A 16,062-nucleotide genomic window follows, 5' to 3' on the forward strand; every position below is an offset into this window, starting at 1 on the left:
CTTTTGTATTCTGTCAGTGCGGCCGTAAGGCGCTCTGATTTTAGTTTTAGTAACGAAACAAAACCCAATTTTAAAAAAGGTGACAAAGTGGAAATTAAAGTCCCGGTACTACCAGAATCAGTTGCAGACGCAACAATCGCCACCTGGCATGTAAAAACAGGTGAAGCCGTTAGCCGTGATCAAGTCCTGGTTGACATTGAAACCGATAAAGTTGTTTTAGAAGTTGTTGCTCAGGCTGATGGCGTGATGGGCGAAATCGTCCACGCTGAAGGTGCGACTGTATTGGCTGAACAAGTGATTGGTCACATGAACGCTGGCGCTGCTGCTCCTGCCGCCGCACCTGCTGCCAAAGCTGACGCTGCTCCGGCCGCTGCTGCTCCTGCTGCTGAATCAGATGAGGTGTTAACTCCATCTGTTCGTCGCCTCATTGCTGAAAAAGGCTTAGACGCTGCTAAAATCCAGGGTTCTGGTAAAAATGGCCGTGTGACGAAAGAAGATGTAGAGAAATTCCTGGCCGGCGCACCTGCTGCTCCAGCTAAAGCTGCTGTTGCTGCACCAGCTCCGGTACAAGGTGATCGTTCACAAAAACGTGTACCTATGACACGTTTACGCAAAACTATCGCGAACCGTCTGCTCGAAGCGAAAAATTCTACCGCCATGTTAACGACCTTCAACGAAGTGAACATGAAGCCAATTATGGATCTGCGTAAGCAGTACCAGGACGTGTTCGAGAAAAAACACGGCATCCGTTTAGGTTTTATGTCTTTCTACGTCAAAGCTGTGACAGAAGCGCTGAAACGTTTCCCTGAAGTGAACGCTGCTATCGATGGCGATGACATCGTGTATCATAATTTCTTCGACGTCAGCATCGCAGTGTCTACACCTCGTGGCCTGGTGACACCAGTTCTGCGTGACTGTGACAAAATGAATTTGGCTGAAATCGAAAAAGCCATCAAAGATTTAGCCATCAAAGGCCGTGACGGTAAGTTGTCTATGGACGACTTAACAGGCGGTAACTTCACTATCACCAACGGTGGTGTGTTTGGTTCTCTGATGTCTACTCCAATCATCAACCCACCACAGTCTGCTATTCTTGGCATGCACAAGATCCAGGACCGTGTGATGGTGGTGGACGGCAAGATGGAAATTCTGCCAATGATGTACTTAGCACTGTCATACGACCACCGTATCATCGATGGTAAAGAGTCAGTCGGCTTCCTGGTGACCATTAAAGAGTTACTGGAAGATCCAACCCGTATTCTGCTGGATATCTGATATCTGGAAAAAGTAACTAAAAATGCTGTTGTTTTCGGGCGACAGCATTTTTTATCAGACTGATTGGCACTATAATACGCGCCGATCTAAAGGTCAGGTCGCACCATCGGTGTGGCCTTCAATGTCAAAATGAACGGAAAATAGCCATGAATTTGCACGAGTATCAGGGTAAACAACTGTTTGCCCAATATGGTTTGCCTGTATCCAAAGGCATCGCCGCAGCAACTGTTGAAGAAGCGGTAGAAGCTGCAGATAAAATCGGCGGCGACATGTTTGTTGTCAAGGCTCAGGTTCACGCTGGTGGTCGCGGTAAAGCGGGCGGTGTGAAGCTGGTGAAAAGCAAAGAAGATATCCGCGCTTTCGCTGAAAAATGGCTTGGAAAGAATCTGGTGACTTACCAGACAGACGAAAAAGGTCAGCCTGTAAGTCGTATTCTGGTTGAAACCTGTACTGACATCGCTAAAGAGTTGTATTTAGGTGCTGTAGTAGACCGTTCTTCACGTCGTATCGTGTTTATGGCTTCTACTGAAGGTGGCGTGGAAATCGAAACTGTTGCCCACGAAACGCCGGAAAAAATTCTGAAAGCTGCAATCGATCCACTGGTTGGCGCTCAGCCATTCCAAGGTCGTGAATTAGCCTTCAAATTAGGCCTGGAAGGCAAGCAAGTGAACCAGTTCGTGAAAATTTTCATGGGTCTGGCTCAACTGTTTAAAGATAAAGATTTAGCTCTGCTGGAAGTGAACCCTCTGGTTATTACTCCTGCTGGCGATCTGCACTGCTTAGACGCCAAACTGGTGATCGATGGCAACGCACTGTACCGTCACCCAGAATTAAAAGCCATGCAAGACCCTTCACAGGAAGATCCTCGTGAAGCTCACGCTGCGTCGTGGGAACTGAACTATGTAGCTTTAGGTGGTGACATCGGCTGTATGGTGAACGGTGCCGGTTTAGCTATGGGTACTATGGACATCGTTAAATTACACGGTGGCCAACCAGCTAACTTCCTGGACGTTGGCGGCGGCGCGACTAAAGAGCGTGTGGTTGAAGCCTTCAAAATTATCCTGTCTGATGACGCTGTGAAAGCCGTATTCATCAACATCTTCGGTGGTATCGTTCGTTGCGATATGATTGCTGAAGGTGTAATTGGCGCAGTGAAAGAAGTTGGCGTTAAAGTACCAGTAGTCGTTCGTCTGCAAGGTAACAACGCTGAACTGGGTGCTAAGGTGCTGGGTGAAAGCGGCCTGAACATTATCGCTGACACAGACCTGACAAGCGCTGCACAAAAAGTTGTAGCTGCTGCAGCGGCTAAGGCATAAGGGGTAATCCATGAGCGTTTTAATTAATAAAGATACCAAAGTAATTTGTCAGGGCTTCACTGGTGCTCAGGGTACTTTCCACTCTGAACAAGCCATTGCTTACGGCACTAAAATGGTGGGTGGTGTGACTCCTGGTAAAGGTGGTCAAACTCACTTAGGTTTACCAGTATTCAATACAGTCAAAGAAGCGGTAGAAGCCACTGGCGCAGAAGCATCGGTGATCTATGTACCAGCTGCGTTCTGTAAAGATTCTATCCTGGAAGCGGCAAACGGTGGCATCAAGCTGATCGTTTGTATCACTGAAGGTATTCCAACTCTGGATATGCTGGATGCCAAAGTAAAATGTGACGAATTAGGCGTACGCTTAATCGGCCCTAACTGCCCAGGCGTGATCACTCCAGGCGAATGTAAAATTGGTATTATGCCGGGCCACATTCACTTACCAGGTAAAGTAGGTATTGTTTCACGTTCAGGCACTCTGACCTATGAAGCAGTAAAACAAACGACTGATTACGGTTTCGGCCAGTCTACTTGTGTAGGTATTGGTGGTGACCCAATCCCAGGTTCTAACTTCATCGACATCCTGAAATTATTCCAGGAAGACCCACAGACTGAAGCCATCGTCATGATCGGTGAAATCGGTGGTTCAGCTGAAGAAGAAGCTGCTGCTTACATCAAAAAACACGTGACTAAGCCAGTTGTGTCTTACATCGCCGGTGTAACTGCACCAGCTGGTAAGCGCATGGGCCACGCAGGCGCCATCATCTCTGGTGGTAAAGGTACAGCTGACGAGAAGTTCGCTGCACTGGAAGACGCTGGCGTGAAAACCGTGAAAAGCTTAGCTGATATCGGTAAAGCACTGAAAGAACTGACTGGCTGGTAATCCAACCTTTAGTCATCTCAGTTAAGAAACCCGTCCTTGTGACGGGTTTTTTTATTCGCAGCCATCCATGGCGCTCACCCTCCGGGCCAAAGCTTCGCATTGTTCAAAATTGCTCCTGGCAATTTTGTATACCAATTTTCTGCTTGTGGGATTTATTGTTGGGGGGGGCCTTGTACCACCTCTCCTAAAATTTAAATCTAATCCAAAATCACTTTGGTGGTCGCCCTTTAAACAATCACAGGTGTTTATAGGTTTCGCTGAAAAAATAATTGAAATAGAGGTACATAGGCGCTAGTTTGGTACTCAGTGGAGAAGTCGGGCCAAGGTCTCGGGCGTTAGTTTCTGATCAAAGCCCCTGCGTTTTTTTGGAGAGTTTACAAATGGTCACCATACCCGAACGAGATTGGAAAATAATCCGGGATCTAAAGCCTGAGCTGCTGAACTTAGCCTGTGAACAAATTTTCCATCACATTGAAAAGCTATCAGCGGGCAGAGCAGGGCAACCGCATCAAACCTAGCTGGAGCTCTACACATTCATTCAGAGAGAAGACGACAAAATTGCCAAAATGTTTGACGACCTGAAGCGCAGCAACGCCTTTTTTAAAATTGCCGCGCTTCGGCAATATGCTGTGTTGACTGATGCACTGATGGAGTTGTTTACTGAGTAAACTCAAACCATAGTGAAAGACCTGTGCCAGTTTAGGAGGTAAGTTAATATTTTTACGAAAAAAGCCTACCGCTGGGCTTGAGCTTGGTTCATATACAAATGAGTGAGAGTACATTGTGTCAGAGTAAAAATACTGGCACAGAAGAGTTCTCCGGTTTAAAAGTTGGTGATCAATGAATAAATTTACAGCTGACAGCGACGCGTTAAAACGTCGGATCCGTTATCTGAAAACACCAGTTTATCTGCTGTTAGCACTTTGGCTTTTTCTGATTTATTACAAACCCGAACTTATCAACAACAGCACTATCCTAGGGTTAATGAGTGGTCTGGCAGTGTTTATGTTTTTTGATGCTTTTCTGCGTCATTATCAGTATGCGCTTGATCTGCATGGTACTGAGCAGTTGATCTTCAGTCAGAGTGGATTTGAGTTTATACAAAAGAGTACGGGTTATAGCTTTGTAAAGAAAAACGAGGATATTGTCTCTGTCGACTATAGGCGATTTCTTGGAGCTCCGAGAATAAGAGTTAACTTTAAAAACAATGAATTGTATGACTTTAAGTGGTTTTTGCATTCAGAGCTTCTATACAAGGAATTGCAAAAAAGACAAGGCGACAGCTCTCATCGCTCTGCTTCGTTGCGTTAAGGTAAAGGGGTCTGAATAGATGAAAAGCGAGTTTGTAATTACAAACCAGATGTAGACATCTCCAACTGAGCGACTGCTTATGGGCTCTCGTCTTTCGTCAAACTTACCTGCCTGGCGCAAAAACTCAGCAAACAAGACGGTCAGGGTGCTTGTCTATATATCAACAGCAACCTTAACTAACATGTTTAATAATTTATTTGTATTAGAATAAGCTAATCTTGTTATTTCCTTTGGTTATATTTATATATATTATTTGCATAAGCGTGTAGCCACAATCGGGCAATCCTTAGGGAGTACAAGATGAGTCAAATACATGTAGAGGCCTTTTTAGACAAAGACAGTGAAACGTTCAGTTATGTCGTCAGTGATATTGCTTCAAAGCATGCTGTTATTATCGACCCTGTACTGGATTTTGATTACAAATCTGGCCGAACCGCCACACAAAGCGCAGCAGTTATTCTGTCTTATATTCAGCAGCAGCATCTGATGGTGGACTGGGTGTTAGAAACTCATGCGCATGCCGACCATTTATCTGCCGCACCCTATTTCAAACAGCAGCTGGGTGCTCAGATTGGTATAGGCGCACAGATCACGCAGGTGCAAACTATCTTTAAACAGGTGTTCAATCTGGAAAAAGAGTTTTTGCCCAACGGTGCACAATTTGACCGGTTATTCCATGATGGTGAGATTATTCAAGTCGGAACTATGCAAATCCGGGTCATACATACTCCGGGTCATACGCCGGCTGATTTAGCTTATCTGGTTAATGAAGAAGCCGCTTTTGTTGGTGATACCCTCTTTATGCCGGATGTGGGCACGTCACGATGTGATTTCCCTGGCGGCAGTGCATCGACTTTATTCCATTCCATCAGCAGGTTATTGGCACTACCTGCTGAAACCAAAATTTATGTTTGCCACGACTATCCAACGAAAGGGCGTGAGCATCACTATCAAACTACAGTAGGTGCTCAGCGTCAGCATAACATCCATGTACGTGATGGTGTCACTGAAGCGCAATTTGTCGCCATGCGAGAAGCTCGTGATGCAACGCTTGCCATGCCAAGGCTGATCCTACCCTCTATACAGGTCAATATCCGTGCGGGTCATATGCCACCTGCGGACGAGCAGGGCAAGGTGTATTTAAAGTTACCTATCAATCAGTTGTGAGCCTAATCGGGGCTGGATGGTTTAAGCATAACGAGGTGATAGTATGATACACGCAATATTAGGTGCTCTATTTATTGGATTGAGTTTAGGGATTTTTGGCTCAGGCGGTTCTATCCTGACCGTACCTGTTCTGATGTATCTGGTGGATATGCCCGCAAATTTGGCCATAGCGTCGTCTTTGCTGATCGTGGCTGGGATCAGTTTATTCGGCAGTATTCCGAATATCTGGAATAAAAGGGTATCCTGGCCTCACGTACTGCTGTTTGGCGTTCCCGGTATGCTGGGTACTTATGGTGGCGCCTGGTTGGGTACCTTAGTCGACAGTGTGGTTCAACTCTCTGTTTTTGTGCTACTGATGCTTGTTGCTGCCGTCATGATGTGGCGGAGTAATAACGCAGAGCAGAGCGCTGGCGAGATCAAGTTTTTAAAAGTAGCTCTGGACGGTCTTATTGTTGGTGTGATCACTGGTTTTGTTGGTGTGGGCGGCGGCTTTCTGATTGTACCAGCGCTGGTTCTGCTAGGTGGTGTGCCCATGGTGCTTGCTATTGGCACCAGCTTACTGATCATCACGCTTAAATCTTTCGTAGGTTTTGCCAAGTACTACGAAGTGCTCACTGCTCAGCAGTTTTCATTCGACTGGACAGTGATGGGCATTATGGTCGTGGGTGGGGTTGTCGGTAGTCTGTTTGGGTCATGGCTAGGTCACACACTGCCGAAAGAAAAACTGCAAAAAGCGTTTTCAGTATTCCTGATCGTGATGGCATCAGTGGTACTTACTCAATCCATTTTGAATTAATGAAGGTTCTCTGTATGAAAAGTTCGCAGCAATTAGTCAATGAGGCGAAAGCCAGAATAAAGGAAGTATCGGTACAGCAGTTGAGGTCTGCTTTGCAGGACCATCACACTGTATTGATCGATGTACGTGAACCTGATGAATATGCGCAGGGCTCAATTGACCGTTCGGTAAACTATCCGCGTGGTGTGTTGGAGATGCGCATCCATCAGCACCCGAGCGTCAGTGCACATTGCGATACTATGGCAGCACTGGAACAATTAGCTGCAAAGCCGGTGTATTTGATCTGCCGCTCTGGCGCCCGTTCCGCTTTGGCTGCCGACTCTTTAAGACAGATGGGATTTAGTCAGGCTATTTCTGTCGCCGGAGGTTTTCAGGCATGGCTGGATGCCAATTTTCCTATCCAACCTTAATACGCAGCAAAAAACCAAGCTCAGGCCAATCTTCTTTTTACAACTCATCATTTCCTTAAGTTTTCTTTAAGCTTCATCCGCCACACTGCATGCTAAATCGGTATGCAGGAGTGCGCTTATGTTGTCTTCTTATCAGTTCGACCCCTCTGTTGCGGTCAGATTGCCTGTGCAATCGGAAAACGACGCCAAGGCGCTTTTGCAGTTGGTGAAGGTTTCAGATGTGCAGCGTGCTTCCATTGAGCAGTTTATTGCCTCAGGTTTTGCCAAAGCGTATCAGGCTGATGTGCATAGTTTTATGCCCAATCTTTTGGGGGTAAGCCGGGCAGGTGAATGGCAGGCTGTGCTTGGACTTCGCTGTGCAGCCACACCCACAGCACAGGGCAGCGTTAAGACACATTTATTTATTGAGCATTATTTGCTAGCAGCTGTTGAACAAGTACTGGCAGAGCAGGGTATCCATGCAGAACGTTCTCAACTGATTGAAATTGGTCATTTATATGCCATTAACAGACAAAGTTTATTGCAGTTGTTTGTCTTAATGGCTTATGCACTCGATCAACTGAATTACCGGTATTTGTTATGTGCAGCGACCACACAAGTGCGCAGCATTTTAAGTCGTCATGGTATTGAGCTGACAGAGCTTGGCGAAGCGAAAGCTGAAGCTTTAGGCGAAGATGCGGCCAGTTGGGGCAGTTACTACGATACTAACCCAAAAGTTTGTGTAATGGATTTAGCTGCGGTGACTGGCCTTATTCACAGCGATGAAAAATTAACAGCGCTGGCCCATCAACACTGGCCACAGCTGCATCAGTTAGTCGCACGTTTACCGGAAGGAGACTGCTAATGCGTTTTGAATTACCAACAACAGCGGTACTGCGTGACTTAGCCAGTGGTGTGGCGTATTCACAGCTTCAAATCAAACAGCAGATGGCTTTATGGCAGGAATTATTGTTGGGGTATGGTGCACAGCGTATCGCTTTGGCGGCCAATAGTTCTGCGCAGTGGGCTTTACTCGATTTAGCTTGTCTGGACGCAAATTTACTCTTGGTGCCGCTACCCACTTATTTATCTGAAAGTCAGTGTGCTCATGTGATGGCGCAGCTGGAGCCTGATGTCTATATCACGGATCAGGAACAACTCTCGTCAGAATTTACCTTGCTGGAGCAAGTCGGGGATTTATTGTTGTATCGCCGTGAGCTAAAAAGTTCTGGTGCAGCTATTCCATCGACTTGCCAGAAAATTACTTTTACTTCGGGCTCTACAGGCCAGCCCAAGGGCGTGTGTTTGTCAGCCCAAAGTCAGTTCGATGTCGCCTTTAGTCTGCTGGAGCGCATCAACCAAAACGCACCTAAACATTTGTGTTTATTGCCGTTAAGCACCTTGCTGGAAAATATTGCCGGTATTTACGCACCTTTATTAGCGGGTGGCGAAGTGTTAATAGCGCCTGACTCCTTACGTGGCTTCAATGGTAGTCAATTAAGCAATCCGCAGGCCTTGCTAACCCTTATCAGCGGCACAACACCAAAAAGTCTGATCCTCGTGCCTGAGCTGCTCCAACTATTGGTGATGGCGCGCGCTCAGGGCTGGCAAGCTCCGGCATCACTGGAGTTTATTGCCGTTGGTGGTGCTCACGTATCTGCAGCACTTTTGCAACAGGCTGCACGTCTTGGTTTACCTGTGTATCAGGGTTATGGCTTAAGCGAATGTGCGTCAGTGGTAGCTTTATCTGCTGTGGATGCCCGTCAGAGTTGTGCTTCAGAGCTTGAATTAGTCGGCTTGCCCCTGGCGCATCGTGATATTGAGATTATTAATGGCGAAATAGTCGTGAAACAGCCATTCCTGGGTTATTTAGGCGATGCAGAATCAGCAAGTGACAAAGTCTTTACCGGCGATTTAGGCGAGCTGGATGCACAAGGCCGGTTACGTATTTTAGGCCGTCGCAAAAACTTACTGATCTCAAGCCTGGGTCGAAATATTTCACCCGAATGGCCTGAGGCCTTATTAACTCAAAGCGGTTTAATTCGTCAGGCGGTGTTGGTGGGCGATGCTCAGCCTTATTGTGCTGCCTTGTTGTACGTAGCGGATACCAAAGCGCTAGCACAGGTGCCAGCTTATCTGGCGCAGGTGAACCAGCAGTTACCCGATTACGCGCAAATTAAAGCCTATCAGTTGTTAACTCAACCTTTGTCTGTGGCCGATGGCACCTTGACCGCCAATGGCCGGCCACGCCGAGCTGAGGTATTTAAGAAATACCAAAGCGAAATCAATAATTTATTTGTTTCTCATCATGTTATTGGAGAGTCCTATGAGTTTTTATCAAACGCTGGTTAATGCAACCCAGGCAGAGCGTGCTTATTTACTGGAAGCTCCGATGATCCGTCGTACTTTCGCAGGCGACTTTACTCTGGATCATTATGTAGCTTTTTTAAATCAGGCGTACCACCACGTTAAACATACAGTACCGTTGTTGATGTCGGTTGGGGCTTTATTACCTGAATCGAAAGAGTGGCTGCGTGAAGCCGTAGCTGAATATATTGAAGAGGAATTAGGGCATCAGGAATGGGTATTAAACGACATTGCCGCTTGTGGTTATGACAAAGAGCAGGCCAGACGCAGCACTCCGGCTTTTGCTACTGAGCTGATGGTGTCTTATGCCTACGACTCGGTGCGCCGGGTGAATCCATTGTGCTTCTTTGGCATGGTGCTGGTGTTGGAAGGCACCTCCATTGCTTTAGCAGAGCAGGCGGCGAGTAAAATTGCCGGCACCTTACAGTTGCCACGTAAAGCCTTTAGCTACCTGAATTCGCATGGCGCTTTGGATCAGGACCATATCAAGTTCTTCGAAAGCCTGATGGACAAGATCACCGATCCAACCGATCAGGCGCTGATTATCCACAGTGCAAAACGCTTTTTTCACTTATACGGTGATGTATTTCGTAGCCTGGAGCAACCTCATGGTCTGACTAAAAAAGTTGTGCCAGAGGAGGCGACCGTATGAGCTTGCTGGCAGGCAAAACTGTGCTGCTGACAGGGGCGACGGGTGGCATTGGGGCTGAAGTTGCCAGGCAGTTAAGCGGCGAGGGCGCGCGGTTGATTTTAACTGGCCGCTCAGTTGAAAAACTGCGCGCCCTACAAAACCAACTGGCTGCTGAAACTTTAATTTACCCTTGTGATTTAACCAGCACTGCAGAGCAACAAGGCTTGCTGCAATTTTGCCAGCAGCATGGCGGCATTGATGTGCTGATTAATAACGCGGGGATTAGTCAGTTTGGATTGTGTCAGCAACAGCAGTTTAGCGATTTGGTCAGTATTAATCTGTTGGTGCCTATGCAGCTTTGTCAGCTGTTTCTGCCGATGTTGCATCAGCACAAAGGCCAAATTCTCAACGTGGGTTCGGCCTTTGGCAGCATAGGCCATCCCGGCTTTACCGGCTACTGCGCGACCAAGTTTGGCTTGCGTGGTTTTACTGAAGCCTTACAGCGAGAGTTAGCTGAGAGTGGCGTACAGGTGAAGTACTTCGCGCCAAGAGCCACAGAAACCAGTATTAATTCCAGCGATGTAGTGCAGCTGAATCAGCAGCTTGGCAATAGTATGGATAGTCCAACCTGGGTGGCAGCACAGTTGGTAAAACAACTGACATCGAATCAGCTTCGCCGTTTTCTCGGCTGGCCTGAACGGATTTTTGTTCGCCTGAACGGAGTATTCCCGGCTCTGGTCGATATGGGATTAAAAAGTAAACTCACATTAATTGAATTATTTGCAGTGGGCAAAAACCACTAAAGAGGTAAAGATGAACAGATTATCGAAAAAATTAGCCTTGGTCCCTGTATTTTTGTTAGCTTTTGCTACACAGGCCGATGTATTGCAGGATATTAAACCTTTACAGGACCGCTGGGCTGAAGTGAATTACAGCATGAGCGAAGAGCAAAAAGAACAAGCCTTTCCGGAGCTGGTCAAGCAAGCCAACGCCGTAGTGGCGGCCAATCCGGACAAAGCAGAAGCGCTGATCTGGCGTGGTATTATCAAATCCAGTTATGCCGGTGTAAAAGGCGGCTTGGGTGCTATGTCACTGGCTGAAGAGTCCAAAGCGGACCTTGAGGCCGCGCTTAAAATTGATAGCCAGGCTTTACAAGGTTCGGCTTACACCAGTTTAGGTGTGTTGTACTACAAAGTCCCAGGCTGGCCTATCGGCTTTGGTAGCGATAAAAATGCCAAAAAAATGTTGGAAAAAGCGCTGAGTATTAATCCTCAAGGTATTGATCCTAATTATTTTTATGCAGAATTTTTAACGGAAGAGCGCGACTACAAAGCCGCTATGAGTTACATTGAAAAGGCAAAGCAGGCAGCTCCGCGTCCGGATCGTATGAGTGCGGATCAGGGTAGGTTGCAGGAAATCGCTGCACTGGAAGCTAAAGTAGCGAAAAAGCTTAAACGTTAATCTGCATTGAAAAACCGGGGCGGGGCTTGGCCCCGCACGTATTTAGGTTCGAACACAGCGCTGCCAAAGTAATTGATGTTGCAGCGAGGCGGCAGGTAAAGCAGTCTCCATCAACATAGAGCGACTATGTGATTGGGGCGAGAGCGCGCAGCCAACAAAGCTGCGGCTTCAAGTACAAAGGCGGGAGAGCTATGAGACTATTGCTGGTCGAAGATGATCTGGACTTAGCCAAAGGCCTGGTGCTGGCCTTGTCCGGTCAGGGCTTTGCTGTCAATCATGTAAGTCTGGGTCAACATGCCTTAAGCAGCATTAAAGCCAAAGATTGCGATGCTGTGATCCTGGATTTAGGTCTGCCCGATATGGACGGTTTGGATGTACTGAAACAAAGCCGTCAAAAAGACACTCATTTGCCGGTCTTGGTGCTGACGGCCCGCGATGGAGTGGATGATCGTATTCGTGGCCTGGATTTAGGCGCAGATGACTACCTGGTGAAGCCTTTTGCCATGGCTGAGCTCTTTGCCCGTTTGCGTGTGATAGAGCGTCGTCTGGGCACTGCAGCCACTCACCTGATTAAGTTGCAGCAAGTCGAGTTGGATACCAGCGCGCATCTGGTAAGAGTTGAAGGTGAATCGGTAGGCTTGTCACGCCGCGAATATATGCTGCTAAAAGAGCTGATGGAGTCAGCTGGCCGGATTAAAACCCGCGAGCAGCTTGAAGCCAGTTTGTATGCCTGGGGTGAGGAAGTCGCCAGCAACGCGCTTGAAGTACATATCTCTAATTTGCGGAAAAAACTGCCGAAAGATTTTATTAAAACTCTACGAGGCGTAGGGTACAGTGTGAGTGCGGCCTGACGCTATGAGGTCACTACGCCGCTATTTAGTCACAGTGCTGATTGCGCTTTTTACGTTGATAAGCTTTGTTGCTGCGTTACAAAGCTATAAACAAAGCGTGAGCCGCGCCGAAGCTTTGTTTGATCAGGATTTACAGGTGCTGGCGTCCAGTTTATCGCAGCAGTATCAGGCAGATTCAGCGCAAGAGTTAGGTCTGGCGTTGCAAGTCTGGCAGCAAGGTAAGCTGGTGTATCGTAGCGCTTTGGCCCCTGAACGTACGATGTCGGACGCTGAAGGTTTTAGTGAGCATAATTTTGGTGGTAAAAGGTGGCGGGTATTTCGTCAAACCCCCAATGATGTGCTTACAGTGATAGTGGCGCAACCCCTGCAACAACGGCAGCAATTGGCTGATGAAGTGATCACGGCCTCTATTTATCCTGTTGTGCTGAGTTTGCCGCTACAAGCCGTATTGATTTGGTTAGTGGTGAGTAAAGCCTTATCACCAATTCAACGTTTTTCTGCTCAGCTGTCGTCAAAAAAAGCTAATGATTTAAGTCCGGTAGAGCTGGAGCAGGTTCCGGCGGAGCTGGATCAGATGCTGAAAACCACTAATCAGTTATTTGCCCGTTTAGCCGATGCCTTTGAGCGGGAAAAACGGTTTGCCTCTGATGTAGCGCACGAGCTGCGTACTCCTTTAAGCGTATTACAAGTCAACCTGCACAATGCATCGCAGCAGTGGCAGCGTAGTGGTATCAGCGATCCTGAAGGTTCGATGTTGGCTTTACAGTCTGGTGTTGAGCGGATGAGCGCGCTGATTGAACAGATTATGCTTTTGAACCGCACCAATCCTGAGCATTTTCAGGCTAGGACAGAACAGTTGGATTTGGCAGGTTTATGCCGTCAGGTGGTGGCCGATTGGTATCCACAAATTGATAATAAACAGCAACAAATAGAACTGCTGGGGCTGGAGCATTTGTCACTGAAAGGCGACGCTTTTGCCTTGCGTTTGCTGGTCAGCAATCTGGTGGGCAATGCCAGTAAATACACTCAGACTGGCGGTACTATTCAACTGGAGTTATCTGCTACACAGGACAAAGCTGTGTTGGTGGTGCAGGATAATGGCCCAGGCATAGCGCCGCAAGAATACAGCAGAGTCTTTGATCGTTTCTATCGGGTCGGAGGTGACAGGCATCAATCCGGTACTACAGGTTCAGGGTTGGGGCTTGCGATAGTGCGGGACATCGTGATTTTGCATCAAGGTCAAATTCGGCTTGGGCCTTCGGATTTTAGTAGTGGACTAAAAGTGACAGTGGAGCTGCCGCTTTGAAAAACAAAGAGTTAAAAAGAAGATCCTTGAAAAAAATAAGGATAAGGCCTTATCTGTTGCCGCTTTATTCTTACTGACTTTGCCTGCTGTGGCGGAGCAACATGTATTTGAGCTGAAGATTAAAGATCATCTGTTTCAACCATCTGTGCTTTACGTGCCCGCAGGTGAGAAGGTAAAGCTTATGGTGCTGAATCAGGATCCGTCGCCTGAAGAGTTTGAAAGTTTCAGCTTAAATCGCGAAAAAGTCATTTTAGGTAAAGGTAAAGCAACTTTATTTGTCGGGCCTTTGAAACCCGGAGAATACCAGTTTTTTGGCGAATACAATCCAGACAGCGCACAAGGGGTACTGATCGCTCTGCCCGAAGCCGAGTGGCAACAGCATAAGGCAAATCATGCTTATTAATACGGTACTGATGTTTTTACGCGAGCTATTACCGCTTTGTATACTGCTGGCCACTTTACTGGTGTGGCACAGAGTTCTTTGGCGTCAGTTTGCTTTGTATTTTGCCTTGCCCTCGTTGCTGCTACTCAGCGTTGTCAGCCTGAAAATGGTCTGGATCTCCGAGCAACTGGACGGTTTAGGACTGGAGCTGTTGTACAGCTTGTTTTATCTGAGCTGTTTTATCTTGCTTTGTGTCTCAGCCCTCAAAGATCAGTACGCACTATGGACTTCAGCTTTGGCTGCTGCGTGTTTATTCAGTATCAGTGGCAGTAACTTATTGTTATATATTTGGCTACCGACACAGACTGAAAATACCCCCGCTGATTTGTTGTTAGGTGCGGCTTTAGGTGTTGGTATTGGTGCCAGCATCGCTGTGCTTTGGTACTACCTTTTAACTGAACTAAAGCAATGGCGCAGCAGCAGTTTTGCCTTGTTGTTGTCCTTGTCTGGTGCCAGGCAGGTGATGATGGCATCGGCTCTGTTGATCCAATCTGACTGGTTGGTCGCCGGGCCGCAGCTCTGGCAAACCGAGCAGTGGTTGTCGGAGCAGTCCGAATTAGGTTTCTTTTTGCAGGCACTGATGGGTTATGAAGCGACACCCAGCCTGTCGCAAATCCTGTTGTATCTGTTGTGTTTTGTTATGTTGTTCTGGTGTTGCAGCTTGATGGAGAGAAAAAGATGAAGCTTTACAGCAAAGAGGCCGTAGTAAAAGCTTTGTGTTTTGTTTGTTTGGCCACTGGTACACAAGCATGGGCTGATGGCAGGGTGGTGGATAAGGTGTATCACCCTTATGTACAGCCGCTGGAGCGTGAGTTTGAATACCGCTATTTTTATCAGCGGCAGGCCGATCATCCGGACAACAATACCATGGGCCAGAAACTAGGTTATGGCTTTTCACTCTCTGAACGCACTGCGCTTGAAATTTACGCTATCGCCGACCGGGTCCACGACCAAGACTACAAGTTATCGGGATACGAGTTGGAACTGCGTTGGATGCTGACCGAACAAGGCCAGTACAGCGCGGATTGGGGTATGCTGTTTGAGCTGGAACGGCAAAATAACCAGGACAATTACGAGTTCACCAGCGGCCTTTTAATGGAAAAAGAATTCGGCCCAACCAGTCTGACATTAAATGCGTTGGCTGTGTATGAGTGGGGCCAAACCCTGAACGCCGAATGGGAGGGGGAGTTCCGTGCTCAGTATCGCTACCGCTGGTTACCCGCAGTGCAACCAGCCATTGAATTGTACGCCGGTGAAAACTACAAAGGTGCAGGTCCAAGCCTAATGGGGGTGCATAAGTTTGATAAACAAGAGCAGCTGAAATGGGAGCTGGCAGTCATAGTGGCTATCGACAACCAAACTGTCGATCGTACCTTACGTTTTGCGCTGGAATATGAGTTTTAGTGTTCAGTCGATACTGGCCACTGCGCCACTGACTTATTTCAATGCAAGCTTAAACCAATCCAGTTGGCTTTCAGAGACGGATTTTGCCTGCCCCAGCATATTTAAAAGACTGAGTAAATCCTGATTTTCTTCGGTATCGAGTAATTTCTTTACTCCCAGGCTCCAGCGGGAGAAGTCACGTTCCGCTATTTCTTTACGCAATAACAAACGCACGTTGTTATGGCGAGGATCATTGCAAATAGTGTTGTATAAGCTATTAATAGCGTTAAGTTCACCTTCCATATATTGTAGAAAATAACGATCGTTAAAAAGCAGAGCGCCGGTGATGTTCAGTTTTTGATTGTTACTCTCTGCTTGTAATTTGATATCGTTAATCACCTGATCACCATCGGCTCTGTAACGCTCGCTGATATACACCAATTGGTATAAATTCGCTTCAGCATTTTTAGTGATCATAGTACTG

The 16,062-nt window shown here is 47.2% G+C and carries 18 protein-coding genes; 17 read left to right on the top strand and 1 reads right to left on the bottom strand.

The window, feature by feature from the left end; all coding sequences use genetic code 11:
• Positions 1-87: 87 nt before the first annotated feature.
• From odhB to WH43_RS12610, 17 genes are all read left to right on the top strand, one after another.
• Complete coding sequence (odhB, locus tag WH43_RS12520; RefSeq protein ID WP_053425030.1) at positions 88-1,275, top strand: 2-oxoglutarate dehydrogenase complex dihydrolipoyllysine-residue succinyltransferase; 1,188 nt, start codon at positions 88-90, stop codon at positions 1,273-1,275.
• A 146-nt stretch (positions 1,276-1,421) separates the two neighbouring features.
• Positions 1,422-2,591: an ADP-forming succinate--CoA ligase subunit beta gene (gene sucC, locus WH43_RS12525; protein WP_053424931.1), complete on the top strand. Its 1,170-nt coding sequence runs from the start codon at positions 1,422-1,424 to the stop codon at positions 2,589-2,591.
• Between the two features lie 10 nt (positions 2,592-2,601).
• A complete protein-coding gene (gene sucD / locus WH43_RS12530; RefSeq protein ID WP_046518783.1) occupies positions 2,602-3,474 on the top strand; it encodes a succinate--CoA ligase subunit alpha in 873 nt (290 codons plus the stop codon).
• An 840-nt stretch (positions 3,475-4,314) separates the two neighbouring features.
• Entirely contained in the window at positions 4,315-4,785 is a 471-nt protein-coding gene (locus tag WH43_RS12545; protein WP_053424934.1) for a hypothetical protein, read from the top strand.
• Between the two features lie 300 nt (positions 4,786-5,085).
• On the top strand, positions 5,086-5,952 hold the full coding sequence (locus WH43_RS12550; RefSeq protein ID WP_053424935.1) for an MBL fold metallo-hydrolase: 867 nt from the start codon (positions 5,086-5,088) through the stop codon (positions 5,950-5,952).
• A gap of 43 nt (positions 5,953-5,995) precedes the next feature.
• Positions 5,996-6,748 carry a sulfite exporter TauE/SafE family protein gene (locus WH43_RS12555; protein ID WP_053424936.1) on the top strand — a complete coding sequence of 251 codons (753 nt, stop codon included), beginning with the start codon at positions 5,996-5,998 and terminating at the stop codon, positions 6,746-6,748.
• A 14-nt stretch (positions 6,749-6,762) separates the two neighbouring features.
• On the top strand, positions 6,763-7,158 hold the full coding sequence (locus tag WH43_RS12560) for a rhodanese-like domain-containing protein (RefSeq protein ID WP_053424937.1): 396 nt from the start codon (positions 6,763-6,765) through the stop codon (positions 7,156-7,158).
• A gap of 118 nt (positions 7,159-7,276) precedes the next feature.
• Complete coding sequence (locus tag WH43_RS12565) at positions 7,277-8,002, top strand: thermostable hemolysin (RefSeq protein WP_053424938.1); 726 nt, start codon at positions 7,277-7,279, stop codon at positions 8,000-8,002.
• Complete coding sequence (locus WH43_RS12570; protein ID WP_053424939.1) at positions 8,002-9,489, top strand: AMP-binding protein; 1,488 nt, start codon at positions 8,002-8,004, stop codon at positions 9,487-9,489. Before WH43_RS12565 ends, WH43_RS12570 begins: the two co-directional genes overlap by 1 nt.
• Complete coding sequence (locus WH43_RS12575) at positions 9,464-10,156, top strand: iron-containing redox enzyme family protein (protein ID WP_053424940.1); 693 nt, start codon at positions 9,464-9,466, stop codon at positions 10,154-10,156. The genes WH43_RS12570 and WH43_RS12575 overlap by 26 nt, the downstream gene beginning before the upstream one ends.
• Positions 10,153-10,938 (top strand): SDR family oxidoreductase, encoded by a 786-nt coding sequence (locus WH43_RS12580; protein WP_053424941.1) that lies wholly within the window; start codon positions 10,153-10,155, stop codon positions 10,936-10,938. The genes WH43_RS12575 and WH43_RS12580 overlap by 4 nt, the downstream gene beginning before the upstream one ends.
• A gap of 10 nt (positions 10,939-10,948) precedes the next feature.
• Positions 10,949-11,596, top strand: a complete 648-nt coding sequence (locus tag WH43_RS12585; protein ID WP_053424942.1) for a tetratricopeptide repeat protein — start codon at positions 10,949-10,951, stop codon at positions 11,594-11,596.
• A 191-nt stretch (positions 11,597-11,787) separates the two neighbouring features.
• Complete coding sequence (locus tag WH43_RS12590) at positions 11,788-12,447, top strand: response regulator (RefSeq protein WP_053424943.1); 660 nt, start codon at positions 11,788-11,790, stop codon at positions 12,445-12,447.
• A gap of 4 nt (positions 12,448-12,451) precedes the next feature.
• On the top strand, positions 12,452-13,753 hold the full coding sequence (locus WH43_RS12595; RefSeq protein ID WP_053424944.1) for an ATP-binding protein: 1,302 nt from the start codon (positions 12,452-12,454) through the stop codon (positions 13,751-13,753).
• A 22-nt stretch (positions 13,754-13,775) separates the two neighbouring features.
• Complete coding sequence (locus WH43_RS12600) at positions 13,776-14,156, top strand: cupredoxin domain-containing protein (protein ID WP_053424945.1); 381 nt, start codon at positions 13,776-13,778, stop codon at positions 14,154-14,156.
• Positions 14,146-14,877, top strand: coding sequence for a hypothetical protein (locus WH43_RS12605; protein WP_053424946.1), 732 nt, complete (start codon positions 14,146-14,148; stop codon positions 14,875-14,877). Before WH43_RS12600 ends, WH43_RS12605 begins: the two co-directional genes overlap by 11 nt.
• Positions 14,874-15,599 (top strand): hypothetical protein, encoded by a 726-nt coding sequence (locus tag WH43_RS12610; protein WP_053424947.1) that lies wholly within the window; start codon positions 14,874-14,876, stop codon positions 15,597-15,599. The genes WH43_RS12605 and WH43_RS12610 overlap by 4 nt, the downstream gene beginning before the upstream one ends.
• 33 nt (positions 15,600-15,632) lie before the next feature.
• On the opposite strand, the gene WH43_RS12615 is transcribed toward WH43_RS12610, so the two are convergent.
• Positions 15,633-16,055, bottom strand: coding sequence for a BLUF domain-containing protein (locus WH43_RS12615; RefSeq protein WP_053424948.1), 423 nt, complete (start codon positions 16,053-16,055; stop codon positions 15,633-15,635).
• Positions 16,056-16,062 lie beyond the last annotated feature (7 nt).

Origin of the sequence: Rheinheimera sp. KL1 (genome assembly GCF_001275035.1) — a bacterium.
GTDB classification, from domain to species: Bacteria; Pseudomonadota; Gammaproteobacteria; order Enterobacterales; family Alteromonadaceae; genus Pararheinheimera; species Pararheinheimera tangshanensis.

Coding starts and splice junctions, on each gene's coding strand:
- WH43_RS12585 (WP_053424942.1), top strand. CDS start 10,949: ATGAACAGATTATCGAAAAAATTAGCCTTGGTCCCTGTATTTTTGTTA.
- WH43_RS12595 (WP_053424944.1), top strand. CDS start 12,452: ATGAGGTCACTACGCCGCTATTTAGTCACAGTGCTGATTGCGCTTTTT.
- WH43_RS12560 (WP_053424937.1), top strand. CDS start 6,763: ATGAAAAGTTCGCAGCAATTAGTCAATGAGGCGAAAGCCAGAATAAAG.
- WH43_RS12555 (WP_053424936.1), top strand. CDS start 5,996: ATGATACACGCAATATTAGGTGCTCTATTTATTGGATTGAGTTTAGGG.
- WH43_RS12565 (WP_053424938.1), top strand. CDS start 7,277: ATGTTGTCTTCTTATCAGTTCGACCCCTCTGTTGCGGTCAGATTGCCT.
- WH43_RS12615 (WP_053424948.1), bottom strand. CDS start 16,055: ATGATCACTAAAAATGCTGAAGCGAATTTATACCAATTGGTGTATATC.
- WH43_RS12610 (WP_053424947.1), top strand. CDS start 14,874: ATGAAGCTTTACAGCAAAGAGGCCGTAGTAAAAGCTTTGTGTTTTGTT.
- WH43_RS12575 (WP_053424940.1), top strand. CDS start 9,464: ATGAGTTTTTATCAAACGCTGGTTAATGCAACCCAGGCAGAGCGTGCT.
- WH43_RS12570 (WP_053424939.1), top strand. CDS start 8,002: ATGCGTTTTGAATTACCAACAACAGCGGTACTGCGTGACTTAGCCAGT.
- WH43_RS12590 (WP_053424943.1), top strand. CDS start 11,788: ATGAGACTATTGCTGGTCGAAGATGATCTGGACTTAGCCAAAGGCCTG.
- WH43_RS12550 (WP_053424935.1), top strand. CDS start 5,086: ATGAGTCAAATACATGTAGAGGCCTTTTTAGACAAAGACAGTGAAACG.
- sucC (WP_053424931.1), top strand. CDS start 1,422: ATGAATTTGCACGAGTATCAGGGTAAACAACTGTTTGCCCAATATGGT.
- WH43_RS12605 (WP_053424946.1), top strand. CDS start 14,146: ATGCTTATTAATACGGTACTGATGTTTTTACGCGAGCTATTACCGCTT.
- sucD (WP_046518783.1), top strand. CDS start 2,602: ATGAGCGTTTTAATTAATAAAGATACCAAAGTAATTTGTCAGGGCTTC.
- WH43_RS12580 (WP_053424941.1), top strand. CDS start 10,153: ATGAGCTTGCTGGCAGGCAAAACTGTGCTGCTGACAGGGGCGACGGGT.
- WH43_RS12545 (WP_053424934.1), top strand. CDS start 4,315: ATGAATAAATTTACAGCTGACAGCGACGCGTTAAAACGTCGGATCCGT.